The sequence below is a fragment of the Microcoleus sp. CZ3-B2 genome, from assembly GCF_036705055.1.
In the GTDB taxonomy this organism is placed as follows: Bacteria; Cyanobacteriota; Cyanobacteriia; order Cyanobacteriales; family Microcoleaceae; genus Microcoleus.
In genome coordinates, this window is sequence record NZ_JAUBTN010000033.1 from 1 (window position 1) to 20,272 (window position 20,272).

Consider the following 20,272-nt stretch of genomic DNA (forward strand, 5'->3'; position numbering starts at 1 on the left):
AGAGGGGGAGAGTGGGAGAGGGGGAGAGGGGGGGAGTGGGAGGGGAAAATATTCCCTTGGACTTCTCCGTTACATCCGCTACATCCGCTACAGAATCCGTTGCCGAACTTCCTTCTGTCTTCGATAGAGTATAGAATCCGAGACAAGTAAGGGCGATCGCGCACAAAGCCGACGGCAGACGTACAGCCCACTCGTTAACTCCCAAAGTGCGGTAAGCCACCGCCATCAGCCAGTAAATCAGCGGCGGCTTGTCAAACCTGGTTTCGCCGTTGAAATAAGGAGTGATCCAATCCCCTGTCACCGTCATTTGACGGGCGGCTTCGGCAAACAGCGGTTCGGTTTCGTCAACTAAGCCAATGTTGCCAAGATTCCACAAAAAAGCTACGAAGCCGATCGCCCCCAGCCACAACAGCGACAGTAACAAAGGTGCTAACGGGCGGTGCTTGCGATATTCTGACAAATTTTTAATAACTTCCTTCACCCAAACTTCCTGCGATTTTAGATTTAAAATTTTAACTCGCATTAGAGAGTCTACCGAAAGATTTGCTTTCTCGAAACTCGAAACTCGATCGAATCCGGTTCAAATCAAATCTTGCACCACGCTCAGCAATACCGAAAAAACCGGCTTTCTCAACCAAAATATCGGGCCGCAGCTAAGTAAATCCACCTAATGAAATATAAAATATAGCTCGCGACAAAGCTGGCTGTGTATGTCTTCCTCCGACTTCCTTCTTCCTTCTGCCTTCTGCCTGATGACGTTGTACGGAAAGCTCGGAGGCGACAGCACTAATGACTAATGACTAATGACTGATGACTAATGACTAATGACTAATGACTACTGACGTTGTACCGAAAGCTCGGAGGCGACCGCACTACTGACTACTGACTACTGACTACTGACTACTGACTAATGACTACTGACTAGCCTTCAAGGCTGCAAAATTAATTGCCATTCCTCCGCTGTGCTGTTCCAAGCGGGCGAGGCTGTCTCCCCGGCAACGTAAGGCCCCCAGTAGCGGCGGGAACCATCTTGAGCAAAAACCACCACAATGTCTCCCCGTTTGACTTGTAACTTGCCATCCGGCAGCGATAGCATTAGTCCCTTGTCGCCTCCTTCCCCCGGCGCAAAATCCCAGTGTGCCGGTTTCCCGTAGGATTTCTCGGCTTTGCCTTTCGACAGCAGGGCTACTCGCACTGGGTGTTCGCTGCGGTTGCTGACGCGCAGAATGCCGGCGGCTTTAATATTTGCAGGGATTGAGGCAAGCAATTCCTCCTCTGACTCGCGGGGCGCTGCTATTGAGTCGGGTTTTGGCTCGTTTGCGGTATCTGCCGAGGCTGTGGTAACTGGAGAAACGGGGGGTATTGGGGGGAGTGCGGTGGCTGCGTTCGGTAGATCGCTGGGCTGATTTGCACCGTTGGAGATCGTGATTTCAAAGCGTCCCAGAAACATTCCTATCATTAGGACGATCGACAATCCAATAAAAATCTGGTAAATTTTAAGCTTCATAAGTTTTATTCTTAAACATATAGTTCGCACAGGTGCAATTAGTCATAACTACTTGGAATATAGAGCCTGGGGCTGCTTTGCCACAAGATACAGATACACTTAATTAGTTGACCGATCGCAAGCGAGCGTCTTTGCTAGCAAAGAGGAGGGCTTGACCTTCGATCGCCAAAGCTAATGCAGTCGTGGCGATCGCTCAATACCATCTTAAATGTTAAATTTTAAATTTTAGATGGGGGCCGACACACCCGGTAAACATTTGGAGTCGCTCTCGACCCGCATTTTTTAACTCATCAGTATAATTTTTAACGACTATGCAGAATACCCGAATTAACAGATTGCTTGACATTCTGGGCGAGCAATTCGCACGCTGGGCGAGCAATCCTTGGCGGCGGATTTCGCTTTTGCTCATTAGCTTGCTGTTCGGCACTTTTTTGGGAACTGCTCTTTCGACGATCGCCGGACAATCCTCTGATTGGGATATTATCGCCGCGGCGCTGTTGGTATTGTGGACGGAATTGGTGAGCCTGCTGCTTTATCGTTGGCAGCGGCAAGGAACTCGTTATTTATGGCTGGAAATGCTCCAAGCTCTGAAAATTGGTGTTACTTATAATTTATTTGTGGAAGCTTTCAAGCTTGGTTCTTAACAAGTATTGAGTTTTAGAGGCCTTGCTTTCGAGTGTCCGCCCCATATTTTTAAGCAGATGGATCGAAACTTAAATCCTGTAGAAATTTTAGAAGCATGGATAACTGGCGATCGCCCACTCAAAAAAATCGGCGCCCGCGAGTTAGAATTGCTGGCAGTTTGGGAACTTGCGGATGAGGCGCGATTGCGCGCTTTTAACATTACTCCCGACTCAGCAGCCGATGTTGTCCGTCACAAAAGCGATTTATTCTTTGCTCTGCTTGACGAATTGCATACTTTCCCGCTCAAGTCAACTATTTTTCTCGAAACTTTGTGGAATCTTTGGCTGCCGCTAGCAATCCAATTATCTACTGAAAAACAAAGTTTCAACCGTCCTCTAATTCAAGGCATTTTAGGCAGTCAAGGAACCGGGAAAACGACTTTATGTCAAGTTTTGAAGGTGATTCTGGGAAAAATGGGATATTCTACGGTCAGCATTTCTTTAGATGACCTTTACAAGACTTATGCCGATCGCCAACAACTCCAAAAAGCAGACCCCCGTTTAATTTGGCGCGGCCCCCCCGGAACTCACGATATTGACTTGGGAATCGCAGTTTTAGACAAGTTGCGCGGTTCACAAACTAGCGAATTAGCAGCAGTTGATAATCTAAAATCCGATTTCCCGAAAACAGATATAATTAAAAATATAGAAATTCCCCGGTTTGACAAATCTGCCTGGGGTGGTGCGGGAGACAGAACTCAACCCGAAATTATTTGCGGTGCGGATATTGTACTGTTTGAAGGTTGGTTTGTCGGCGTAAATCCAGTCGCTGATGCCACATTGAACGAGTTTTTAGCAACTGCGCCGTTTCCGATTTCTACAGAGGCTGACTGTCAGTTTGCGCGCGATATGAATGCGAAGCTCCACGACTATTTGCCGCTGTGGAACCGATTAGATCGGTTGATGCTTTTGTATCCCCGAGATTACCGCCTTTCTCAAGTGTGGCGCAATCAGGCGGAACGGGAAATGATGGCGCAGGGTAAGTCGGGAATGTCGGAAGCCGAAATTAATCGGTTTGTTGAATATTTCTGGAAAGCGCTGCATCCTGAGTTATTTATGCAGTCGATGCTGGAGGGCGATCGGGTAGACTTAGTAATTGAAATTTTGGACGATCGCACTGCGAGCAAGATTTGTCGGGCGATCGACTTAAAATCAATCAATTAGCGACACTTAAAACTTCATAGGTATAGCCTTTCAAGCGAAAAATGAGGTACTATCCGGCATGGGGCATAGGCCAAACCGGGCATAGGGCATACCTCAATTTTGTGAGAACCGCTATATAACATTTTTCTAAAGATGTGCTGATGAAGTCTTAGCCCCCCCAAAGTATGGGGGAGCTAATATCTAGCGCTACTTTATGAAATTGGTATTAGATGAAATCCTCTCTTCATCGGAAGAGTAAATTAACAGCTAACAGTTAACAGTTAACAGCTAACAGTTAACAGCTAACAGTTAACAGCTAACAGCTAACAGCTAACAGTTAACAGCTAACAGCTAACAGCTAACAGTTAACATCATGTCTGAGTGCAACCGGAATTGATATTATGTGTCGAGGATTGAGCATTTCTCAATTAACTGCCAGGAGTACCGAGATCGATCGCCTTCTCTACCAAATCGTCGGTAACATTTCCCGCTGCACCTGCCGGCTTAATTTCCTTAGCCATCGCCCGAAAATCATCGGGCTTGCTGCTTGAATTTGCCGATGTTGGGATATCTTTAGGAGCGGGAACATCAAATTTAGGCTTAGTTGCAGCCGCGGCAGCTTTGGCACCTGCACTTGTGCGATCGACTTCACTAACGCTGAATTCTTTGGAAGCTTCGTAGTCTGCCGATACATCAACATTCTGCAACTTTTGTTCTCCAGCTTCCACATTTTCAGTTATTTGCTGAGCGTCAAATGTTTGAGAGTTATTTGCTTCTTTACTGACTTCAGACATATCGGACTCCTTGCTAGTTTTATTTAAGAATTCAATATTTAAATAATAATTTAATTTCGCAGCCTTTTCATCTATCTGCAGATGTATCGGTGGCTTCTATCTTAAGGATGACTTTTGACTACTGGTGGCTAAACATTACGCCCGTATAAAAAACTCATCTAACCGCCAGCCCGTACCCCAAACCCTTATAAAATCAGTCATTTGCTAATCAAAAATCTCAAATCAAAAATCTCAAATCTTAAATCACATTACCTCTAGAGGATGGTGACTTGTACTTACAAATCTTGATATTTATATATTCTGGAAGCATTTTTAAGGAACTTATTTATGAACTCACCCGCCGAAACCAATTCTCACTCTCTCTCCAACGACACTCAAAAGATAGTTCAGAAAATCAACGGGTTGGGTACAGATGAAAAACTGGCGCTGCTCTACTTTATTTATGAAGAAATGGGAGATTCAATTACACCAGCAGCTCCCCAAGCCGCAGAGCCAGAATTAGCTCCCGTGCTGTTAGGTGATTTTTACAACCTTTCTGATGATGAACAACTGAATATAATGCGAGCTATTGTCAACCGCGATGACACCCCTTATTCTCGCGATTACGGAGCTTTAACTGCTAATAATCAGTTGGTGGTTTGGTATGCTTGGGCTATTGGTATGGGTGCTAAAATTGTCGATATCCCCGAAGGATATGAGGCAACTGAGGCTGTCAATGGCCTGTTGGGTGAAATTGAAGGTCTTGATTTTGAACAGCAAATTTCGGTGCTGCGCGATGTAGCTAATAATATGGGCCACACCGATGTTAAACCAATTGCTACTCAGGCTGAAGTTGGGAAAACTTCTAGTCTTTAGTCGGTTGTTAAAACCGCTTCGAGCTAAACGCAGAATCCTGTCCGAGCGATTAACCGCACAGATAGGTTAGTTTGCAGTGCGGAATGCGAGTACGCTCCTAGATTGCGGAATGCGAGTCCGCAATCTAGGAATGTTTTTGTTTTGGTAATCGATCGCACATAATACGATCGCCAATATCAAATTCGGTAGCATCAGAATTGTAGATTTGCATCCTTGAGAGTGCTGTCCCCGAAGAGCGACATCGATTTCGCTCTTCGGGGACAGCACTATATAATTTTGATGCTATCAAAAAGGATCTGACCCGACTTCCTTCTTCCTTTTGTTTCCTGCATTTTTTTAGAGTTGAGCATTAATTTTGCGCGGAATTTCGATGGTAAATGTCGAACCTTGTTCTAGTTGACTTTCTGCGGCAATTGTGCCGTCCATCATCTGAACTAAAGAAGTACAAATCGCTAATCCTAAACCGGTACCTGGATAAGCGCGGGCTGCGGTTTGGTCGGCTTGGCGGAATTTGTCAAAAATTTTGGGCAGATCGGTTTCACAGATGCCGATTCCTGTATCCCGAACTGTGATACTTAGCCGATCGCCATTTAATTCCCGCACCTCAATCGAAATGCAGCCCTGATGCGTGAATTTAATCGCGTTGGAAATCAGATTAACCAAAACTTGCCGCAGCCGCCACTTGTCATTAACTATCAACCGCTCCTGCAAGCAGACGCTGACAGACATTGCTACATTCTTTGCAGTGGCTTGAGTTCCAAATTCCCGGGCGGCATCCATTACTAAGTGCGCTAAATTAAATTCTTCTATTTCTAATTCTGTGCGGCAACTCTCAATTTTGGAGAGTTCGAGGATATCGTTAATCAGGGTTAGCAGGTTTTTGCCATTATTTAAAATCCGCGATACCATCTTTGTTTGCGCCTCTGTCAGCAGTTGTTTGTGCTGGCGCAGCAGCAATTGAGAAAAGCCGATAATCGCATTCATGGGAGTTAGCAATTCGTGGGACATGGTGCCCAAAAATTGGGATTTTAACTTCGCTGCTTCTAGCAGTTGCAATTTTTGCTGTTGAATGCGCCGGCCCTGATTTTCCAGTTCTTCCTGCTGGCGAATTAACAGCTCGTTTTGCAACTCTAAAAGCTGTTCTTGCTTTTTTAATTTTTCGATCGCCCGCGCGTTGTTAATCGCGATCGCAGCTTGTTTTCCCATTACCGCCAGCAGTTGCACAGATCCCTCAATTGCCGCGCACTCTTTGCCGGTGCCGATGGCCAACACGCCCAAACGCCCACTTTCTCCCGACTCGATCGCCGCAGCGATTGTCGCCGCCGGGAATCCCGAGTCGCAGTCAGAGTAGCACAGTTGCGACTCTCCCGTCGCAAACGCTTTCAACAGCAGGTTGTTTTGCACCTGCGGGGTTTTGCCTTTCTCAAAGCTTTGGGAGCCTCCGACAGCGGTGAGCTTGAGGCCGCTGCAATCGCAGTCGGGGAGCGCTACCAGGCAAAATTCAGCTCCGGCGATCGCCTCTAAAGTCGCGTCTGCGATTGCTTGTAACAATTCCGACAAGTTACCCGCGCGCTGGCTTAACAAATTTGTAAACCGATCGATCGCCTGCAAATCTTGCCCAGCCTGCGTTAGCGTCTTGTTTTCGCACAAATTTTCGGCTCGGAAGTTAGCTTGCGAGCACGCTTGGGGCCCCAAAAATTCTGGTTCTGCTTCTGTCCCGGCTTGAGTTTGTTCGATCGCGTCCATATCTGTGTAGGTTCCCACCCACTCTAAAATATCGTGACTTTGTGGGTTCGCGGGCGCTCCTCTGGCTAGGTTCCAGCGGTAAGTGCCGCAGCGCGCCAACAAACGAAATTTTATTTCGTAACTTGGCGGAGGGGTTTGAGGAGTGTGCGTTAGCGAAGCCCGCCCCTGCGGGGGCTGCGCCAACGAAGAGGATCGGGCCAACAGACGAGGACGGTCTTCTGGGTGAACGCGCGCTAAATAGCCGAAACCCAAGGCTGCTGCTGCTGGTACCCCCGTATACTCCTCCCAGCCATGACCTAAATAAGTCGCCCAGCCCTTCGCATTTACTTTCCAAACTATGTGAGGAATTGCCGATCGCAGGCGATCGTCCTGAGTTTTGCAGTCCCAAACTTGCCGTTGGGGGGAAGTTATTTCTGATACTTTGTGTAATACTTCCGTGTCGGAAAACTCGGAGCGAAAAGAGTTATTGCTGTGATAGTGAGTCATAACTGGTTTTTATAAATAAGCACTCAACTTGAACCCTAACATCGACTCAAGACTCGCGCTACTAGCTTTATTTATTTTGATTGCCCGAATGCATCAAAAGTTTTTATAGTTTAAATGTATCTGAGTAGTGTTATCTTTACCTCTATCAAGGGGCGGACAATGGCATAATTCAGTTAAACTGTTAAAAACATTGAGAGCTTACCAGCAAAAAAATGGGTTTAAAGCGTCCCTTTGGAGGGAGAAAGGAAAAATTAATTTCCCTCGCTGACAATCTCTTCGCGATCGAGTACGAGGTGACAGTCCCCGGTCAACTGTTGAACCGTCCCGCGATCGGGCGCAAGCTGGCGATCGCAGCAAAATAACTTAAAAATTAACTTGCATTCTTGGCGACTGCATGAGTATGCTTAAACAAGATGTGCGGCTTGTCAAACTCTAAATCAGCACACATTCTCAAATTTACTCAGTTTGGCTGAGTCAGTGGACGATATTTTAAAAGTTTAGGGGACTATTGGAAGAAACATGAGTAAAATTCGCGTTGCATTGATAGAAGACCACGACCTGACAAGAGTCGGCATCCGCACAGCTTTACAACAGCGTGACACGATAGAAGTTGTCGGCGATGCAGCTAACGCTACAGACGGATTGAAACTGCTTCAATCTTCAAAGCCTGATGTGGCAATTGTAGACATTGGTTTGCCAGATTTTGACGGTATTGAACTTACACAAAAGTTCAAGAAATCGGTAGCGGAGTCCGATCCCGATACCAAAATTTTGATTCTGACTTTTCAGGACAATGAAGAAGAAGTGCTGGCAGCTTTTGCCGCCGGAGCTGACTCTTACTGCATGAAAGATATCAGCTTCGATCAGTTGTTAGACGTGGTAAAAGTAACTCACGAAGGTAACTCTTGGATCGATCCGGCGATCGCCCGCATTGTTCTGAAACAAGCTCGCACGAAGGAGTCGGCCCCGGAAGAACCGAAGGTTGAGGGCAAAAGAGTCACAATTAAGGCGGCCGAACCCGAGTTCAGTCACATCATTGAAACTTACCCTTTAACCGAGCGGGAATTGGAAGTTTTGGAACTGATCGTGCAGGGTTACAGCAATGCTGCGATCGCCGAAAAGCTGTACATTACTGTCGGTACGGTCAAGACTCACGTCCGCAATATTTTAAACAAGTTGTGCGCTGACGATCGCACTCAGGCGGCCGTTCTCGCCCTCCGTTCTGGCTTGGTTGGATGAAGCGTTATCAAAAGGCTAAAAAGTAGTTAACATAGGGTGCGCGTTGCGCGCCTTACTCCGATCCAGTAGGGTGTGCAACGCGCACCTTACTGCCAGAAATATAGGCGGCAATCTCACCATCGCCACCGCGATATTTTTAAGTATTAAAAAGCTATATGCTGTTGTGCAAATAAACATTGTATATTTTGATGACAATCAAAAATCGTCAAATTCTCTCCCCCTCTCCCCTGATCCCCATCGGACCCTCAATCGCCATACACAATCTATATGAGCAACAGCTTATTTACCTCCGCATCTATCCCAGTGCAGATATTTTAAGTTATTATTTATCAGTAAATACACCTTAAGATAGATGTCAAACAATCATACCATTACTAATAGTTAAGATTGAACGATCGCAAATAAAACAAATGGCGATCGCACTTACGAATACTGGCGCGATTTCACTTCACAAAATGCAGAAGCCAGGGCAAAATACCCTGCTTTGAGGAATAGTTGAGCAGTTAAAAAAGTTATATCCGCAGACTGATGCCTGAGTTCGCTTACATTTGCGAAATTAAAAGTATCAACTCTTACTGAAATATTCTAAAAGAGGTACTATGGCGGCTCCAATTGAATTCAAATTATTTGCTCCTTACAACAAAGGAGCTGCCTTGATGGGGTGTTTTTCTAATTGGGAAGAAATCCCGATGGAAAAGGATGAAGAAGGTAATTTCAGCACCAAAGTAGATTTGGAGGATGGCGTTTATCAATACAAATTCCGCGTGCAGTCGAAAAGCTGGTTTCTGGAAGCAGATCAGTGGATAGATTTAGTAGATCCCTACGCGACTGACATTGACGATCCGAGTCAAAACGCCGTTGTTAGGATCAAAAATGGCGATCGCATCGTCGATAGCTACGTCTGGAAACACGACGACAAACCCCTCCCTGCCGATCGAGAATTAGTAATTTACGAAATGCACGTTGCCGACTTTTCCGGCGGCGAAGCAGATCCCCTCGCCCGCGGCAAGTACAAGCACGTAGTCGAAAAACTCGATTACCTAGCAGATCTCGGCATCAACGCGATCGAACTAATGCCCCTCAAAGAATACCCTGGCGACTACAGTTGGGGCTACAACCCCCGCTACTTCTTCGCAGCTGAGTCCAGCTACGGCACCACAGAAGAACTCAAAAACCTCATAGACGAGTGTCACGCCCGCGGCATTCGCGTCATCATCGACGGGATTTACAACCACTCCGAATCATCCAGCCCCCTCACCCAAATCGATCACGATTATTGGTACCACCACGCCCCCCGCGATCCAGACAACAATTGGGGCCCGGAATTCAACTACGAATTTTACGACGAAAAGTTAGGAACTTACCCAGCGCGCAAATTTGCCGGCGATGCAGTCCGCTATTGGGTTCAAGAATACCATCTCGACGGCATTCGTTTCGACGCAGCGCGACAAATTGCCAACTACGATTTCATGCACTGGATCGTTCAAGAAGCCAAAAATGTCGCCGGCCCAAAACCGTTTTACACTATTGCCGAATACATTCCCGAAGAGCCTAGCATCACCAATGTAGACGGGCCGATGGACGGCTGCTGGCACGACAGTTTCTATCACTCGCTGATTCCACAACTGTGCGGCGATAATTTTGATTTAGAGCGGCTCAAAGAGATAATCGACTGCAAGCGCCAAGGTTTCTTGGGCGCTACAAATGTAGTCAATTATTTGAGCAATCACGACCACGATCGCCTATTCTCAGAATTGGGCGATCGCGGAATTTTGGATGAAGCAGCATTCAAGCGGGCGAAGTTGGGAGTTGCGCTGTTAATGACGGCAGTTGGCGTGCCGCTGATTTGGATGGGCGAAGAATTTGGCGAATACAAACCCAAAACAATCGAGCAATCTAAAATCGACTGGACGCTGCTAGGAAATGACATGAATAAAGGTTTGTCGGAATACTACAAAGGCTTGATTCACCTGCGTAAAAATAACCAAGCACTTTACACAGAAAACATCGACTTTTTCCACGAAGATCCCGACGCGAAAGTGTTTGCTTACACTCGTTGGAACGATGAAGGTTCGAGAGTTGTGGTAGTGGCGAATATGTCGGAAAATTATCTGGCAGATTACAGCGTTCCCCACTTCCCGGCCAACGGAACTTGGCATGAATGGACGGGAAATTATGATGTTGAATCCGGCGATGACCATATTATGATTGACTTGCCGGAATACGAAGCAAAAGTCTTTGTTTGGCAGTAATATCAATTCCGCTTGCACTCATACCGGAATTGTTGACTGTTGACTGTTGACTGTTGACTGTTTGCTCGTTACCAGGCAGAGCCTGGTAACGCAGATCCGGAGGCTCTGCCTCCTTTGAGGAAAGCAACTTACAGGAGAAAGCAGTGTAGACCGATGCCCTGAACCCAAGAAATACAGCATATTCCAGGTTTATGAAGTACAGCAGCAGGCAGCAGGCAGCAGGAAGAGGTAATAATAGCAATGATTTGGGCACTCGAAAATGCCCGATCGCGCTGTGACCGTTGCTGTACACCCCGCGAATGCCTGCCTCTGGTAGTACGTGCTTTGAAAATACACGCCTTCGGGCCCGACTCCCATCCCACAAAACAATCAAAATCATCCCGCAATTAGGCAGCGCCCTTTTTTGTTTTGCTTCCGGGTTGTTAATTTAAACTACATATTTTACTCAGTTGATTTTCCCGGCACAATTCGGTTACGGCGGCCACCGGTAATGGTTTGCTAAAGAAGTAACCTTGACCCATCTCGCACTGCAACGACTGCAAAAATGCCAACTGTTCGGCAGTTTCCACACCCTCTGCAATCACCTGTAAATTCAAGCCCTGTCCCAGGGCGATCGCCACTTTCACAATCGTAGCACCGCTGCTGCCGTTGAGCAAATCTGCCACGAAGGATTTGTCTATTTTTAAATTATTGAGCGGAAAGTTTTTCAGAGACCACAAAGAAGAATAACCGGTGCCAAAATCGTCCAGAGAAATGTGAATTCCCATTTGCTGTAACTGCCGCAATACCGACACCGTAAAATTCACATCGGTCATCGCAATGCTCTCAGTAATTTCTATTTCCAAATACTCAGGATTTAACTCGGTTTCTGACAAAATTTTAGCGATGGTTTGTACCGTGTTAGGCTGCATAAACTGGCGGCCTGATAAATTCACAGCTATCCGCATGGGCGGCAATCCCATTAACTGCCACGCACGATTTTGCAAGCAAGCAGTCCGCATCACCCATTCGTCTATTTGGCAGATAAATCCTGTTTCCTCAGCCAAGGGAATAAATCGATCGGGAGCAATCAAACCGCGTTCGGGATGCTGCCAGCGGATCAGAGCTTCCACTCCGACTATTTTGCAGGTATTTAAGTTTATTTGCGGTTGATAGTGCAGCACAAATTCTGAGTTTTTCAGAGCTTTGTAAAGCTGATTTTCTAAGTTAAGTTCTTCGGAGACTTGATTGCCAATCGCCCGCGTGTAAAACTGATAATTATTCCGACCCTTCTGTTTGGCTCTGTACATCGCAGCATCAGCATTTTTTAGCAAAGTTTCTGCATCTTCTCCGTCGTAAGGAGCCAAAGCAATTCCCAAGCTAGCCTTAGTATAAAGCTCCAGCCCGTCAAAATCAAAAGGACTGCTCAAACTGTGGATAATTTCCTTGCAAACCTTAATTGCTTCCTCTGGGCTGTTGATATTGTGCAGCAGCACGGTAAATTCATCCCCGCCCCAACGAGCGAGGGAATCACCCGCGCGCAAACAGTTAGTCAAACGCCGAGATACACCTTGCAGCAACAAATCGCCCACGGGGTGTCCGAGAGTATCGTTAACATTTTTAAATCTGTCCAAATCTAGAAAGATTACCGCCAGCATTTCGGCGTTTTGGTGAGCGTTAGCTAAAGCTAAAGACAGCCTTTGATTAAACAGCAATCTATTCGCTAAACCAGTTAGTTGGTCGTGAGAAGCTTGATGTCGGATCATCGCCTCGACGCGCCTCTGCATTGCAGCCATGTACAGGTGCGTTCCCAAAGATTTTGCTAGCTTCAGTTCCTCAGTGTTCCACTGTTGAGTTTCCCCGGTTTTGATTTCTTTCCAAGCTGTAAAGGACTGTCGGGGACGATCGTTCCGGGCGTCGGAATTGCAATTTCCAGCCCACCAAATTTCGGTTTCTACCGGGCTGCGAAAAACGGTGAGACAGCCGATGCACTGTTGGCCGTATTGCAGCGGTATTGCCAAAAATGACCGCAGGTCAGATTCGATCAAATTGGCAGATAAAGATTTGAGTTGAGGTTCTTGAGAAATATCGGAAATCGCGTACAATTGCGGTACGATTAAACCGGAAATATTTGTATCAATTGAACTGTAATGCTCGGAATGTAAATTTGGAAAAACACCTAATTGGCTGGTATTAACGGCAGTTTTTTCTGCTTCGTTTTCATTGGAAAACCCCATGATCTGCTGCCAAAACTCGCTGAGTTCCAAGTCGCCCTCCGAAGGCTGCTGGCCGCAGGTATAAAGTTGAGCGGGCAGATCGCCAAACTCGGCTGCAATGTACAGCCGCCCTCCCGAACCGTGCAAATGCTTGACAGTTTGTTCGAGAACTACTTGCCGAATTTCGTGGAGTTCTAGAGGAGAGTGCAGCAAACTGCTAATTTGGTTGACAACGGCTTCGTCGCGCGCTTGCTGTCGGGCTTGACTCAGCAGAAAAGATTGGGCGATCGCAATGGAAAGCTGATCCACTAGCAACTGCACCATTTTCAATTCTCGATCGCTAAACCGTTTCGGTTTGCCGTGGTGAGAGACTAACAGCCCCCAAAGCTGATTTTGATGCAAAATCGGCACCGTCAGAGAAGAAAGCGCCCCCATAGCCGTGAGATATTCAACGTGACAGGAGTCTACAGGAGAATAGCGAATATCTTCAACTGCTAAAGTTTTGCCGGTTTCGGGACAATCTAACCGATTAATTGTTTGATGCTGCAATTGGACATCTACAATCACTCGCTGCCGCGCTTTGACAAACATTTGGCGGGCACTATTGGGAATATCGCTTGCCGGAAAGTGCAAACCAAGCAGAGATGGCAAATTGTCGCCGTTGATGGACTCAGCAATCACTTCACCGCTACCGTCGGGTTGAAAGCGATAAACTTTTACCCGATCGCTGCCTAAAAAACTGCGAATTTCTCGCACTGTTGTCGTCAAAATCTCTTGCAGTTCTAAAGAGTTGCGAATGCGATTAGTAATGCGATTGAGTAAAATTTCTTGTTCGAGAGTCGATCTTGACATTGCTCTAACTTTTGCGCGGGCCATCCCTTTTGATCTCCGGCTGTTGACAGCATTTTTGCGAGCCGCTGTGTTAACTCGCCCTGTATTACAGAATACAACACTTTCGCTGCGTCTGGGGGATTTATTCAACGCGGGAGCGAGAAACTCGGTTTCTGGGGCTCGTTTTGATTTCCCGACAAATTTCGGTGAGAAACCAGGTTTCTCAAAAGACTTTTATGAGGACTAAAGTCCTCACTGCCAACCTATTGGAGGGACTAAAGTCCTCACTGCAAACCTATTGGTGGGCATGGAGAAACCGGGTTTACGAGACCTGCTTCTGACTTATAGCACAGAATGCTGGTTCCTCAACCCGGTTTGTAAGTATTTATACTCGGAAATATCCTGTTAAGCCGACTGCCAAATTTCCCGAATTCTGTCCGGCAAAAAGCCCGCTATTTCCTGAATTCGTTCCTCGGACAACTCATCCTTCGTTGCCGAAAATACGGCGGCGATCGCAGTTTCCGGTTTTACCCCAGAAGGAAGTCCACCTTCTTGTTCCACCCGAAAAATAAACAAGTTGGAATCGATCACAAAAGGTGCAGGCCCTTGCCAAGGCGGACGCACCCGGCTCAGCAATCCCACCAGCGGATTCGTATCTTTCCAGAGCTCTGCTATTTCTTTTTGCAGGGTTTTGTCGTCCGTCGCCGGCAAAACTTCTGTGTGCAGTTCGGCTTCCACGCGATCGCTTGCTTCTGTTGTCATCAAGTCTCGCATTGTCCGGTACACCAATTCGGTAATGTCGCGGGCATCAAAAATATCCTCCATGTTACCGTTTAGCATCACTTTTTCCAAAAAGGGCATATCCTTAGTGGCGATCGGAACTGCTGACCCTTCTTGATGCAGGGACTTAGGAGGATTCGTCTCCATTTTTTGCAACATTTTGCGACCTTTTTCGGTTAAATCGGCTTTTTGAAATGCCACTAAAGGCGGCAATAACTCAGTCCCTCCGTAAGGCTCTCCGCTAAACTCTGCTTTGATAAATTCTTTTTGGTTGAGGTAGTCTAAGTGACCGAGCAATTCCGCTTCTGCTATTTCTCGACCGACATACTTTTCTGCTGCATTCCTAATTGCCGACTCTCCCTGGGCGTTGCCGCTGCCAATCTGTTTGAGCAAAAGGTAAGTCAGGTCATCTCTGATTGCAATTGTCATTAATATCTCCTAGATTAATATCCGGTAAACAACAAGTAAAAATTGATATCTTTATTTGCTAAATTTGCGATAATTACTACTTACAAACATTAAAATATAAATCTGCTCAACAAGTATCTCTCAACAGGGGGAAATTGTTAAACATTTGTATCTGTTATAATCTTGCTTTAGGTATATTTACTGATTTTAACCTCAGTCTGCTGTTGGTAGTCCTGCGCGGGGGCGAGGTCGAAAACCCGGTTTCTGCGTCAAGCATCTATCGGAATAGATCGACGATTTTTCCGAGAAATCTGGTTTTTTGCCTCCGGGACTGTGCAGGTAGTATTCAGCAAAGCCTCTGCCGCTGTTGAGAACAATGAAAGTAATTAAAATAAAAGGCTTTTCTGGCAATACTTTTGGTGGCGATCGCCTCTGCTTGCCAAGGCTGACGCACGGGCAAGGGCAGGTAGATAATTTGCGCTCTCGATCGGTAAAATTATGGAGATGCTATGGTATCGATAGACTGATACAGTCTTTGCCCCAACTAGCAGCGATATTGTACAATCGAGCTAGACCAAAGACCGATCGTCTGAGAGCTACAAATACGAGCCAATCTGTTTCGAGTGCCAGAGCGCCACTTGAGGAATGCCTCGCTGATAACTTTGACGATCGTTTTTCGATCTGCATTTATGAACTACCCTAATTGGAATCAGACTTTGGAATCCTCGTCATTAAATAACGGTCAATCGGCGATTGACAGCCGTCCTCTAGTTTTGGCGGTAGACGACAATCACGACAACTTAGAGCTGCTGACGCAAATACTGGATTTGTTCGGCTGCGAGTTCGTCGGAGCCGTTGACGGGTACAGCGCTCTGGCGACAGCGGCCGATCGACTTCCCGACCTCATCGTACTAGACATTTGCCTGCCGGATCTAGACGGTATAGAATTAATCAAGCGCATCAAACAAAACCCCGACCTGATCGATGTTCCGATTGTGGCTGTCACAGCACTGGCAAAAGCAGAAGACCGCGATCGGATTCTCGAAGCCGGCTGCACTGCATACCTTTCTAAACCTTTTAACATCAAGGACTTAGAAACTATTATCCGCGACCACCTCAACTATCATCCTTTTCAGATTTAGTTTTAGACTTAGAACTAGAATCGCGAACTTTAGGTGCAGACTCCAAAATTGCTATGGTTCCCGTGCGGCCAGTCTCCAAAGTCGCATCGCTGAGCAAATCAGTCACTCCCACACCTAAAATTTCTTTGATTAAGTCTTTCAGTTGCAATTCCAGAACCGACTCTAATTGCGATCGTACCTGCGAAGCCAAATCTTCCTGACCGTTCTGAGCCAGCAACTTTTCAGGCTGAGTAATCGCATTTTCGATCACAATTATTAATTTATTATCCAAAAGATTGCACAGCGCCTGACTCGTTTGGTTCCCGAGTAGAGAGCGGTACAAAGCTTGAATTCCCTGTGCAAGACTGCGTTCTAATTTGCCGCGAGTAGGCACTAAAATTTCCCCGGTCATATTTTTTAGCTACAGCGATATAATTCAAAAAAACTGTTATATAAGAAGTCAGTAGTCAGTAGTCAGTAGTCAGTAGTCAGTAGTCAGTAGTCATTAGTCATTAGTCAGTAGTCAGTAGTCAGTAGTCAGTAGTCATTAGTCATTCTAGCCGAAGAGCGAAGTCGAAGGCTAGTCATTAGGAAGAAGGCTGGAGGCTGGAGGCTGGAGGCATAACAATGAACTCTTGCCTCCGTTGCAGTCGGGAGCATCTGGTGTTTTGCATTTGAGCGTGCGAGCGTCGCCGAAGAGCGTATTGTACAACTGGCGAGCGGGGACGATCGCACTATAATAAAAATGCTTTTTGCAAAACTCCAGAGGCCTCCGTTGCAATCGACTGCATGGGGAAAGTGCAATTAAGAACACCTAACTATGATGGGCGATTGCTATAACTGTTAACTGTTAACTGTTAACTGTTATAAACAACCTTCGTGCTAGCCGACAGTAACTTGATTGGTTTCCACGCCAGTTGCACCCTTAACACCTTTAGCAATTGTCACTAACTTGTTGACAATTTCCTGACTGGGAACTGTACCTTTGAGAACCACCGTAGTGCCGAGTTGCGCCACATAAACAGTCTCAATATCCGCAACATCAGGATTTGCATCAAAGGCCTGAGCTACCCGTTTAGCTAAACCGCTTTGATCGTATTCTCCATTCAATCCCATGCGTTCCGGCGGGATTGTCTGAGGGCTCGCAGCAGCAGGTTGAGCAGGTGCTTGAGCTTGAGCTACAGGTGCTTGGTAAGCTGGAGCTTGCACATTTTCTTGATTTTCAAGTTTTTCTAAACCAAACAATCTTTTTAGCCAGCCCATAGAGTTTGTCCTCCGACAAAGTTTGTGTTAATTTTTGTGTTAATTGACAGTTGACCGATCGCAGTACATTTGTTATGCTCAATACCAGGAATTGCGATCGCACTCGCCAGACGCAGAAACCGAATTTTTATACAAAAAAACATAGTTTCCACCATCGCCCCCGCTAGGAAAGCCCGGTTTTTTGAGCTGTTTGCGCCAGTCATAAATACCATTTAATGTTGCATGAGTTCGCAGATCATCTGTCTGGAGACATAAATTCTCCCACTCTCAAACAAATACCAGCGCTCACCGTGGCCGCCAATCAAACTTAAAGTCTTATGCCCCTACTTGTAGAATTTTGTTGTACGCCCAATGTGCCAAGTCCCCGCAGCAGGAAATTTAGGAATGCTGTAACCCGATAGATAATTATCATAAAAATTGGTTAGTACAACTAGCTTTTTGTAAGCATTTTAGCGGTAGCAAGTTAACAGTTTAGCTCCTTAATATCCTGGATAAATATATATTTTTAGTTTAAAGTCCAGGCAATCTTTGCCGCAGCAAAATCAGGTTTCTGTAACATTCCAGCAACTCATGATTAGGTCGATATTTTAATAAAAACCATTGCAGTTTGTTGGGCAGGTTGGGAGTTCGCCCTGTCGATCGTCCAAACTGTTCACCCATCCAGAGCCAATGTAGCTAAAGTTACTAAAAATTATTAATCGCTGTTTATGAAAAGTAATTTAACTTTTGATAACAATATAAATCGTGACAAAAATTTAATAATTGTAACTAAAGGAACATTTTTTAGCTTACAGAGCTAATACTGTAGAGAGATGTCATTTTAGGCGGAAAGGGGGAGCATGAGCTTGTAATTATCAAGCAAGGGAAACCAGAAAAATTAATGCTTTATGCAACTGGATTTTCGCGCGATCGCCTTTAAGTCAAGTTTGAGCAGATAATAGCAATGATTATTTTTGCTTATGCCTTGACAGTATTAGCTTTCTATTCTTTGACTGAGAAAATTTCGAGAACCCAAATCAACTTTGACGACTGCTGCTACCTCAGTAATTGGTAATCGGTGAAAATCTCATCCGTCCCTGTTACCTGTTAGATATTCCGAGCAGTATTTCTAGGGTTCTAAAAGTTTAATTGGGGATGTTGGCAAATTGCCGTTACTGTAAAACTCTGGAGTGTTAAAAATGCTAAAACAAATGTGTTGGTTGCCGAGATTGGGAGGCAATGGAGAAAAGATATTGCACTTGCGTACCGAAGTGCGTCAAGCGTGGCGGCCTTATACAGCTTTTCCGCAGTTCGCTGCCTCCGACTACCTGGAACAGGACGGTTCTAAGGGATGGGCAACTTTTCAGAAGCTGACAACTCAAGGGTGGAATTTAATATCGACTGAAGAAGGGCAGCAGTCGTTTTTTGACCAACAGAAAAGTGCTTAAACAAACAGAAATCGTAGCAATAAAAGAAGAGGTAAAATCCTCTTCTTTTTATTAGTGCCTTGGACGCAGAAACTTTTTTAAACCATGATATTTTCGCGATATTATGTCTGGCAAATTACCTGTAATATCAATTTCGGTTGCACTCCTCGGAATTGTTAACTGATAATTTTGGTCAGAGAAAGCACTGATGACGATACTGTTGTGGTGAGGTAAGGAAGTAATATTTATATTCGGTGCTAGGGATTGATGGAACAGTATAGTCTGGGGGATGAGGAACCGTTGGCGCGGGTTTATCTGAAGGAAATTGTGACTGTTTTGTGAGTGGCGGATTGCTACTTGGATCGGGTCGCAGTGCAGCCTAAAGTTAACAGTTAGTCAAGTGCGGATTGACTTAGGTAAGGTGTGCTGCGGCGCAGCCGGAGCGTTAAAAATTTGGTTTTACTCGCCACGACAATTTATAATTGTAGTAATGCCAGATTACCAATTACTAACACTATCATGTCTTTACAATTTATTAGCATTCCGCCAACAACCGATCGCCAACCTGTCGCTTTGATTGTCGCTTTACACGGGTGGGGTGCTAATGCTCGGGATTTGGCGGCCTTAGCACCGGCTTTCAATTTGCCGGATTATCAGTTTGTGTTTCCCGATGCCCCGTTTCCCCATCCCCAAGTAACGGGGGGCAAAGCGTGGTATGACCTTCAAAGCAAAGATGCTGGGGGATTGGTAGAAAGCCGGCAATTGCTGAGGGAATTTTTGCTTTCTTTGGAAAGCAGCACGGGCGTGCCTTTGTCTCGCACGATTTTAGGGGGCTTTTCTCAAGGCGGAGCGATGACTCTGGATGTGGGATTGACTTTGCCGGTAGGGGGTTTAATTTGTTTGAGCGGTTATTTGCATTCGTCGATTTCGCCCGCTGCGGGGAGTGCTTTGCCGCCTGTTTTAATCGCGCACGGTACTCAAGATACTATTGTGCCGATTAGTGCTGCGGTGCGATCGCGCGACAGTTTGACTGCTTGGGGATCTCAGGTGCAGTATCGAGAATTTAACATGGGACACGAGATTCTACCGGAAGTTGTAGATGTAATGCGAAGTTTTGTTGTAGAAACTGTGTCGAAATGTGATTAAAGGCTTAGTATATAGTATGGCGGAAGTCTAGGGCAGGGGTAAAAAACATGAAAACTTTAACCAAAGCATCGCGCGATATTGCTGTACTTACTTCTCAAGACGTGGCAGAATTGGCTGTCCGTTTGGAGGTTGACGATTATACTGATCCTTTTGAGGGATTGAATGATTGGCATTTGTTGCGATCGCTTGCCTTTCAGCGGCCGGAGCTGGTTGAACCTTATCTCCACCTTCTGGATATGGAAGCCTACGACGAAGCATAGGCTTAAAAATCTAGCTTAAAATTTTCGACGGAATTGAGGAAGAAGTTAGCAGCATTTTTTGTTGTGGATTGAACAGATGAGTTATGGATTGTTGTCTGTTTTAATCTCAACTTCTTTCTTGATTTTTTTTTATGATAGGTGAAGGAAGAAGTCATTA

General features: G+C 45.8%; 20 protein-coding genes. 11 read left to right on the forward strand and 9 right to left on the reverse strand.

The features are described from left to right. Together QUA97_RS16105 and QUA97_RS16110 are read right to left on the reverse strand one after the other, a co-directional pair. Window positions 1-523: ArnT family glycosyltransferase (locus tag QUA97_RS16105; protein ID WP_333195211.1), on the reverse strand; the 523-nt coding region annotated here is incomplete at its 3' end. Between the two features lie 405 nt (window positions 524-928). Continuing rightward, a complete protein-coding gene (locus tag QUA97_RS16110) occupies window positions 929-1,507 on the reverse strand; it encodes a hypothetical protein (RefSeq protein ID WP_194068199.1) in 579 nt (192 codons plus the stop codon). Between the two features lie 311 nt (window positions 1,508-1,818). On the opposite strand from QUA97_RS16110, the gene QUA97_RS16115 reads away from it, so the two are divergent. Next, window positions 1,819-2,151, forward strand: a complete 333-nt coding sequence (locus tag QUA97_RS16115) for a DUF565 domain-containing protein (RefSeq protein WP_194068200.1) — start codon at window positions 1,819-1,821, stop codon at window positions 2,149-2,151. A gap of 57 nt (window positions 2,152-2,208) precedes the next feature. Next, the gene (locus QUA97_RS16120; protein WP_194068201.1) at window positions 2,209-3,354 is read left to right on the forward strand and encodes a glycerate kinase; all 1,146 of its coding nucleotides are present in this window, start codon (window positions 2,209-2,211) and stop codon (window positions 3,352-3,354) included. Between the two features lie 407 nt (window positions 3,355-3,761). On the opposite strand, the gene QUA97_RS16125 is transcribed toward QUA97_RS16120, so the two are convergent. After that, on the reverse strand, window positions 3,762-4,127 hold the full coding sequence (locus QUA97_RS16125) for a hypothetical protein (RefSeq protein ID WP_194068202.1): 366 nt from the start codon (window positions 4,125-4,127) through the stop codon (window positions 3,762-3,764). 327 nt (window positions 4,128-4,454) lie between these two features. On the opposite strand from QUA97_RS16125, the gene QUA97_RS16130 reads away from it, so the two are divergent. Then, window positions 4,455-4,982, forward strand: coding sequence for an orange carotenoid protein N-terminal domain-containing protein (locus QUA97_RS16130; protein WP_194068203.1), 528 nt, complete (start codon window positions 4,455-4,457; stop codon window positions 4,980-4,982). A 336-nt stretch (window positions 4,983-5,318) separates the two neighbouring features. On the opposite strand, the gene QUA97_RS16135 is transcribed toward QUA97_RS16130, so the two are convergent. After that, a complete protein-coding gene (locus tag QUA97_RS16135; RefSeq protein WP_194068204.1) occupies window positions 5,319-7,214 on the reverse strand; it encodes a sensor histidine kinase in 1,896 nt (631 codons plus the stop codon). Window positions 7,215-7,426: 212 nt separating this feature from the next. Between QUA97_RS16135 and QUA97_RS16140 the strand changes: the two genes are divergently transcribed. The 3 genes from QUA97_RS16140 (at window position 7,427) to QUA97_RS16150 (ending at window position 10,705) form a co-directional block, all read left to right on the forward strand. Beyond that, entirely contained in the window at window positions 7,427-7,576 is a 150-nt protein-coding gene (locus tag QUA97_RS16140) for a hypothetical protein (protein WP_194068205.1), read from the forward strand. Window positions 7,577-7,733: 157 nt separating this feature from the next. After that, window positions 7,734-8,453 (forward strand): response regulator, encoded by a 720-nt coding sequence (locus tag QUA97_RS16145; RefSeq protein ID WP_194068206.1) that lies wholly within the window; start codon window positions 7,734-7,736, stop codon window positions 8,451-8,453. 599 nt (window positions 8,454-9,052) lie between these two features. Beyond that, window positions 9,053-10,705 (forward strand): alpha-amylase family glycosyl hydrolase, encoded by a 1,653-nt coding sequence (locus tag QUA97_RS16150; RefSeq protein ID WP_333195212.1) that lies wholly within the window; start codon window positions 9,053-9,055, stop codon window positions 10,703-10,705. A 422-nt stretch (window positions 10,706-11,127) separates the two neighbouring features. Here the strand turns inward: QUA97_RS16150 and QUA97_RS16155 are convergent, their stop codons facing one another. Next, window positions 11,128-13,776, reverse strand: coding sequence for an EAL domain-containing protein (locus tag QUA97_RS16155; protein WP_333195213.1), 2,649 nt, complete (start codon window positions 13,774-13,776; stop codon window positions 11,128-11,130). A 360-nt stretch (window positions 13,777-14,136) separates the two neighbouring features. Next, window positions 14,137-14,940 carry a DUF2267 domain-containing protein gene (locus tag QUA97_RS16160; RefSeq protein WP_194068209.1) on the reverse strand — a complete coding sequence of 268 codons (804 nt, stop codon included), beginning with the start codon at window positions 14,938-14,940 and terminating at the stop codon, window positions 14,137-14,139. Window positions 14,941-15,295: 355 nt separating this feature from the next. On the opposite strand from QUA97_RS16160, the gene QUA97_RS16165 reads away from it, so the two are divergent. Together QUA97_RS16165 and QUA97_RS16170 are read left to right on the forward strand one after the other, a co-directional pair. Further along, window positions 15,296-15,622: a hypothetical protein gene (locus tag QUA97_RS16165; RefSeq protein WP_194068210.1), complete on the forward strand. Its 327-nt coding sequence runs from the start codon at window positions 15,296-15,298 to the stop codon at window positions 15,620-15,622. Then, window positions 15,609-16,061 carry a response regulator gene (locus tag QUA97_RS16170; protein WP_194068211.1) on the forward strand — a complete coding sequence of 151 codons (453 nt, stop codon included), beginning with the start codon at window positions 15,609-15,611 and terminating at the stop codon, window positions 16,059-16,061. Before QUA97_RS16165 ends, QUA97_RS16170 begins: the two co-directional genes overlap by 14 nt. Here QUA97_RS16170 and QUA97_RS16175 read toward each other — a convergent pair. From QUA97_RS16175 to QUA97_RS16185, 3 genes are all read right to left on the reverse strand, one after another. Beyond that, complete coding sequence (locus QUA97_RS16175) at window positions 16,036-16,452, reverse strand: DUF2294 domain-containing protein (protein ID WP_194068212.1); 417 nt, start codon at window positions 16,450-16,452, stop codon at window positions 16,036-16,038. The genes QUA97_RS16170 and QUA97_RS16175 overlap by 26 nt on opposite strands. A 470-nt stretch (window positions 16,453-16,922) precedes the next feature. Next, entirely contained in the window at window positions 16,923-17,303 is a 381-nt protein-coding gene (locus QUA97_RS16180) for a BON domain-containing protein (protein ID WP_194068213.1), read from the reverse strand. Beyond that, window positions 17,291-17,506, reverse strand: a complete 216-nt coding sequence (locus QUA97_RS16185) for a hypothetical protein (protein ID WP_333195214.1) — start codon at window positions 17,504-17,506, stop codon at window positions 17,291-17,293. Before QUA97_RS16185 ends, QUA97_RS16180 begins: the two co-directional genes overlap by 13 nt. A 975-nt stretch (window positions 17,507-18,481) precedes the next feature. Here QUA97_RS16185 and QUA97_RS16190 point away from each other — a divergent pair. The 3 genes from QUA97_RS16190 to isiD all read left to right on the forward strand — a co-directional run bounded on the left by QUA97_RS16190 (window position 18,482) and on the right by isiD (window position 20,115). Then, on the forward strand, window positions 18,482-18,730 hold the full coding sequence (locus QUA97_RS16190; protein ID WP_333195215.1) for a hypothetical protein: 249 nt from the start codon (window positions 18,482-18,484) through the stop codon (window positions 18,728-18,730). A 498-nt stretch (window positions 18,731-19,228) separates the two neighbouring features. Continuing rightward, a complete protein-coding gene (locus QUA97_RS16195; RefSeq protein ID WP_194068216.1) occupies window positions 19,229-19,855 on the forward strand; it encodes an alpha/beta hydrolase in 627 nt (208 codons plus the stop codon). A 47-nt stretch (window positions 19,856-19,902) separates the two neighbouring features. After that, window positions 19,903-20,115, forward strand: a complete 213-nt coding sequence (gene isiD / locus QUA97_RS16200) for a protein IsiD (protein WP_006632739.1) — start codon at window positions 19,903-19,905, stop codon at window positions 20,113-20,115. Window positions 20,116-20,272 lie beyond the last annotated feature (157 nt).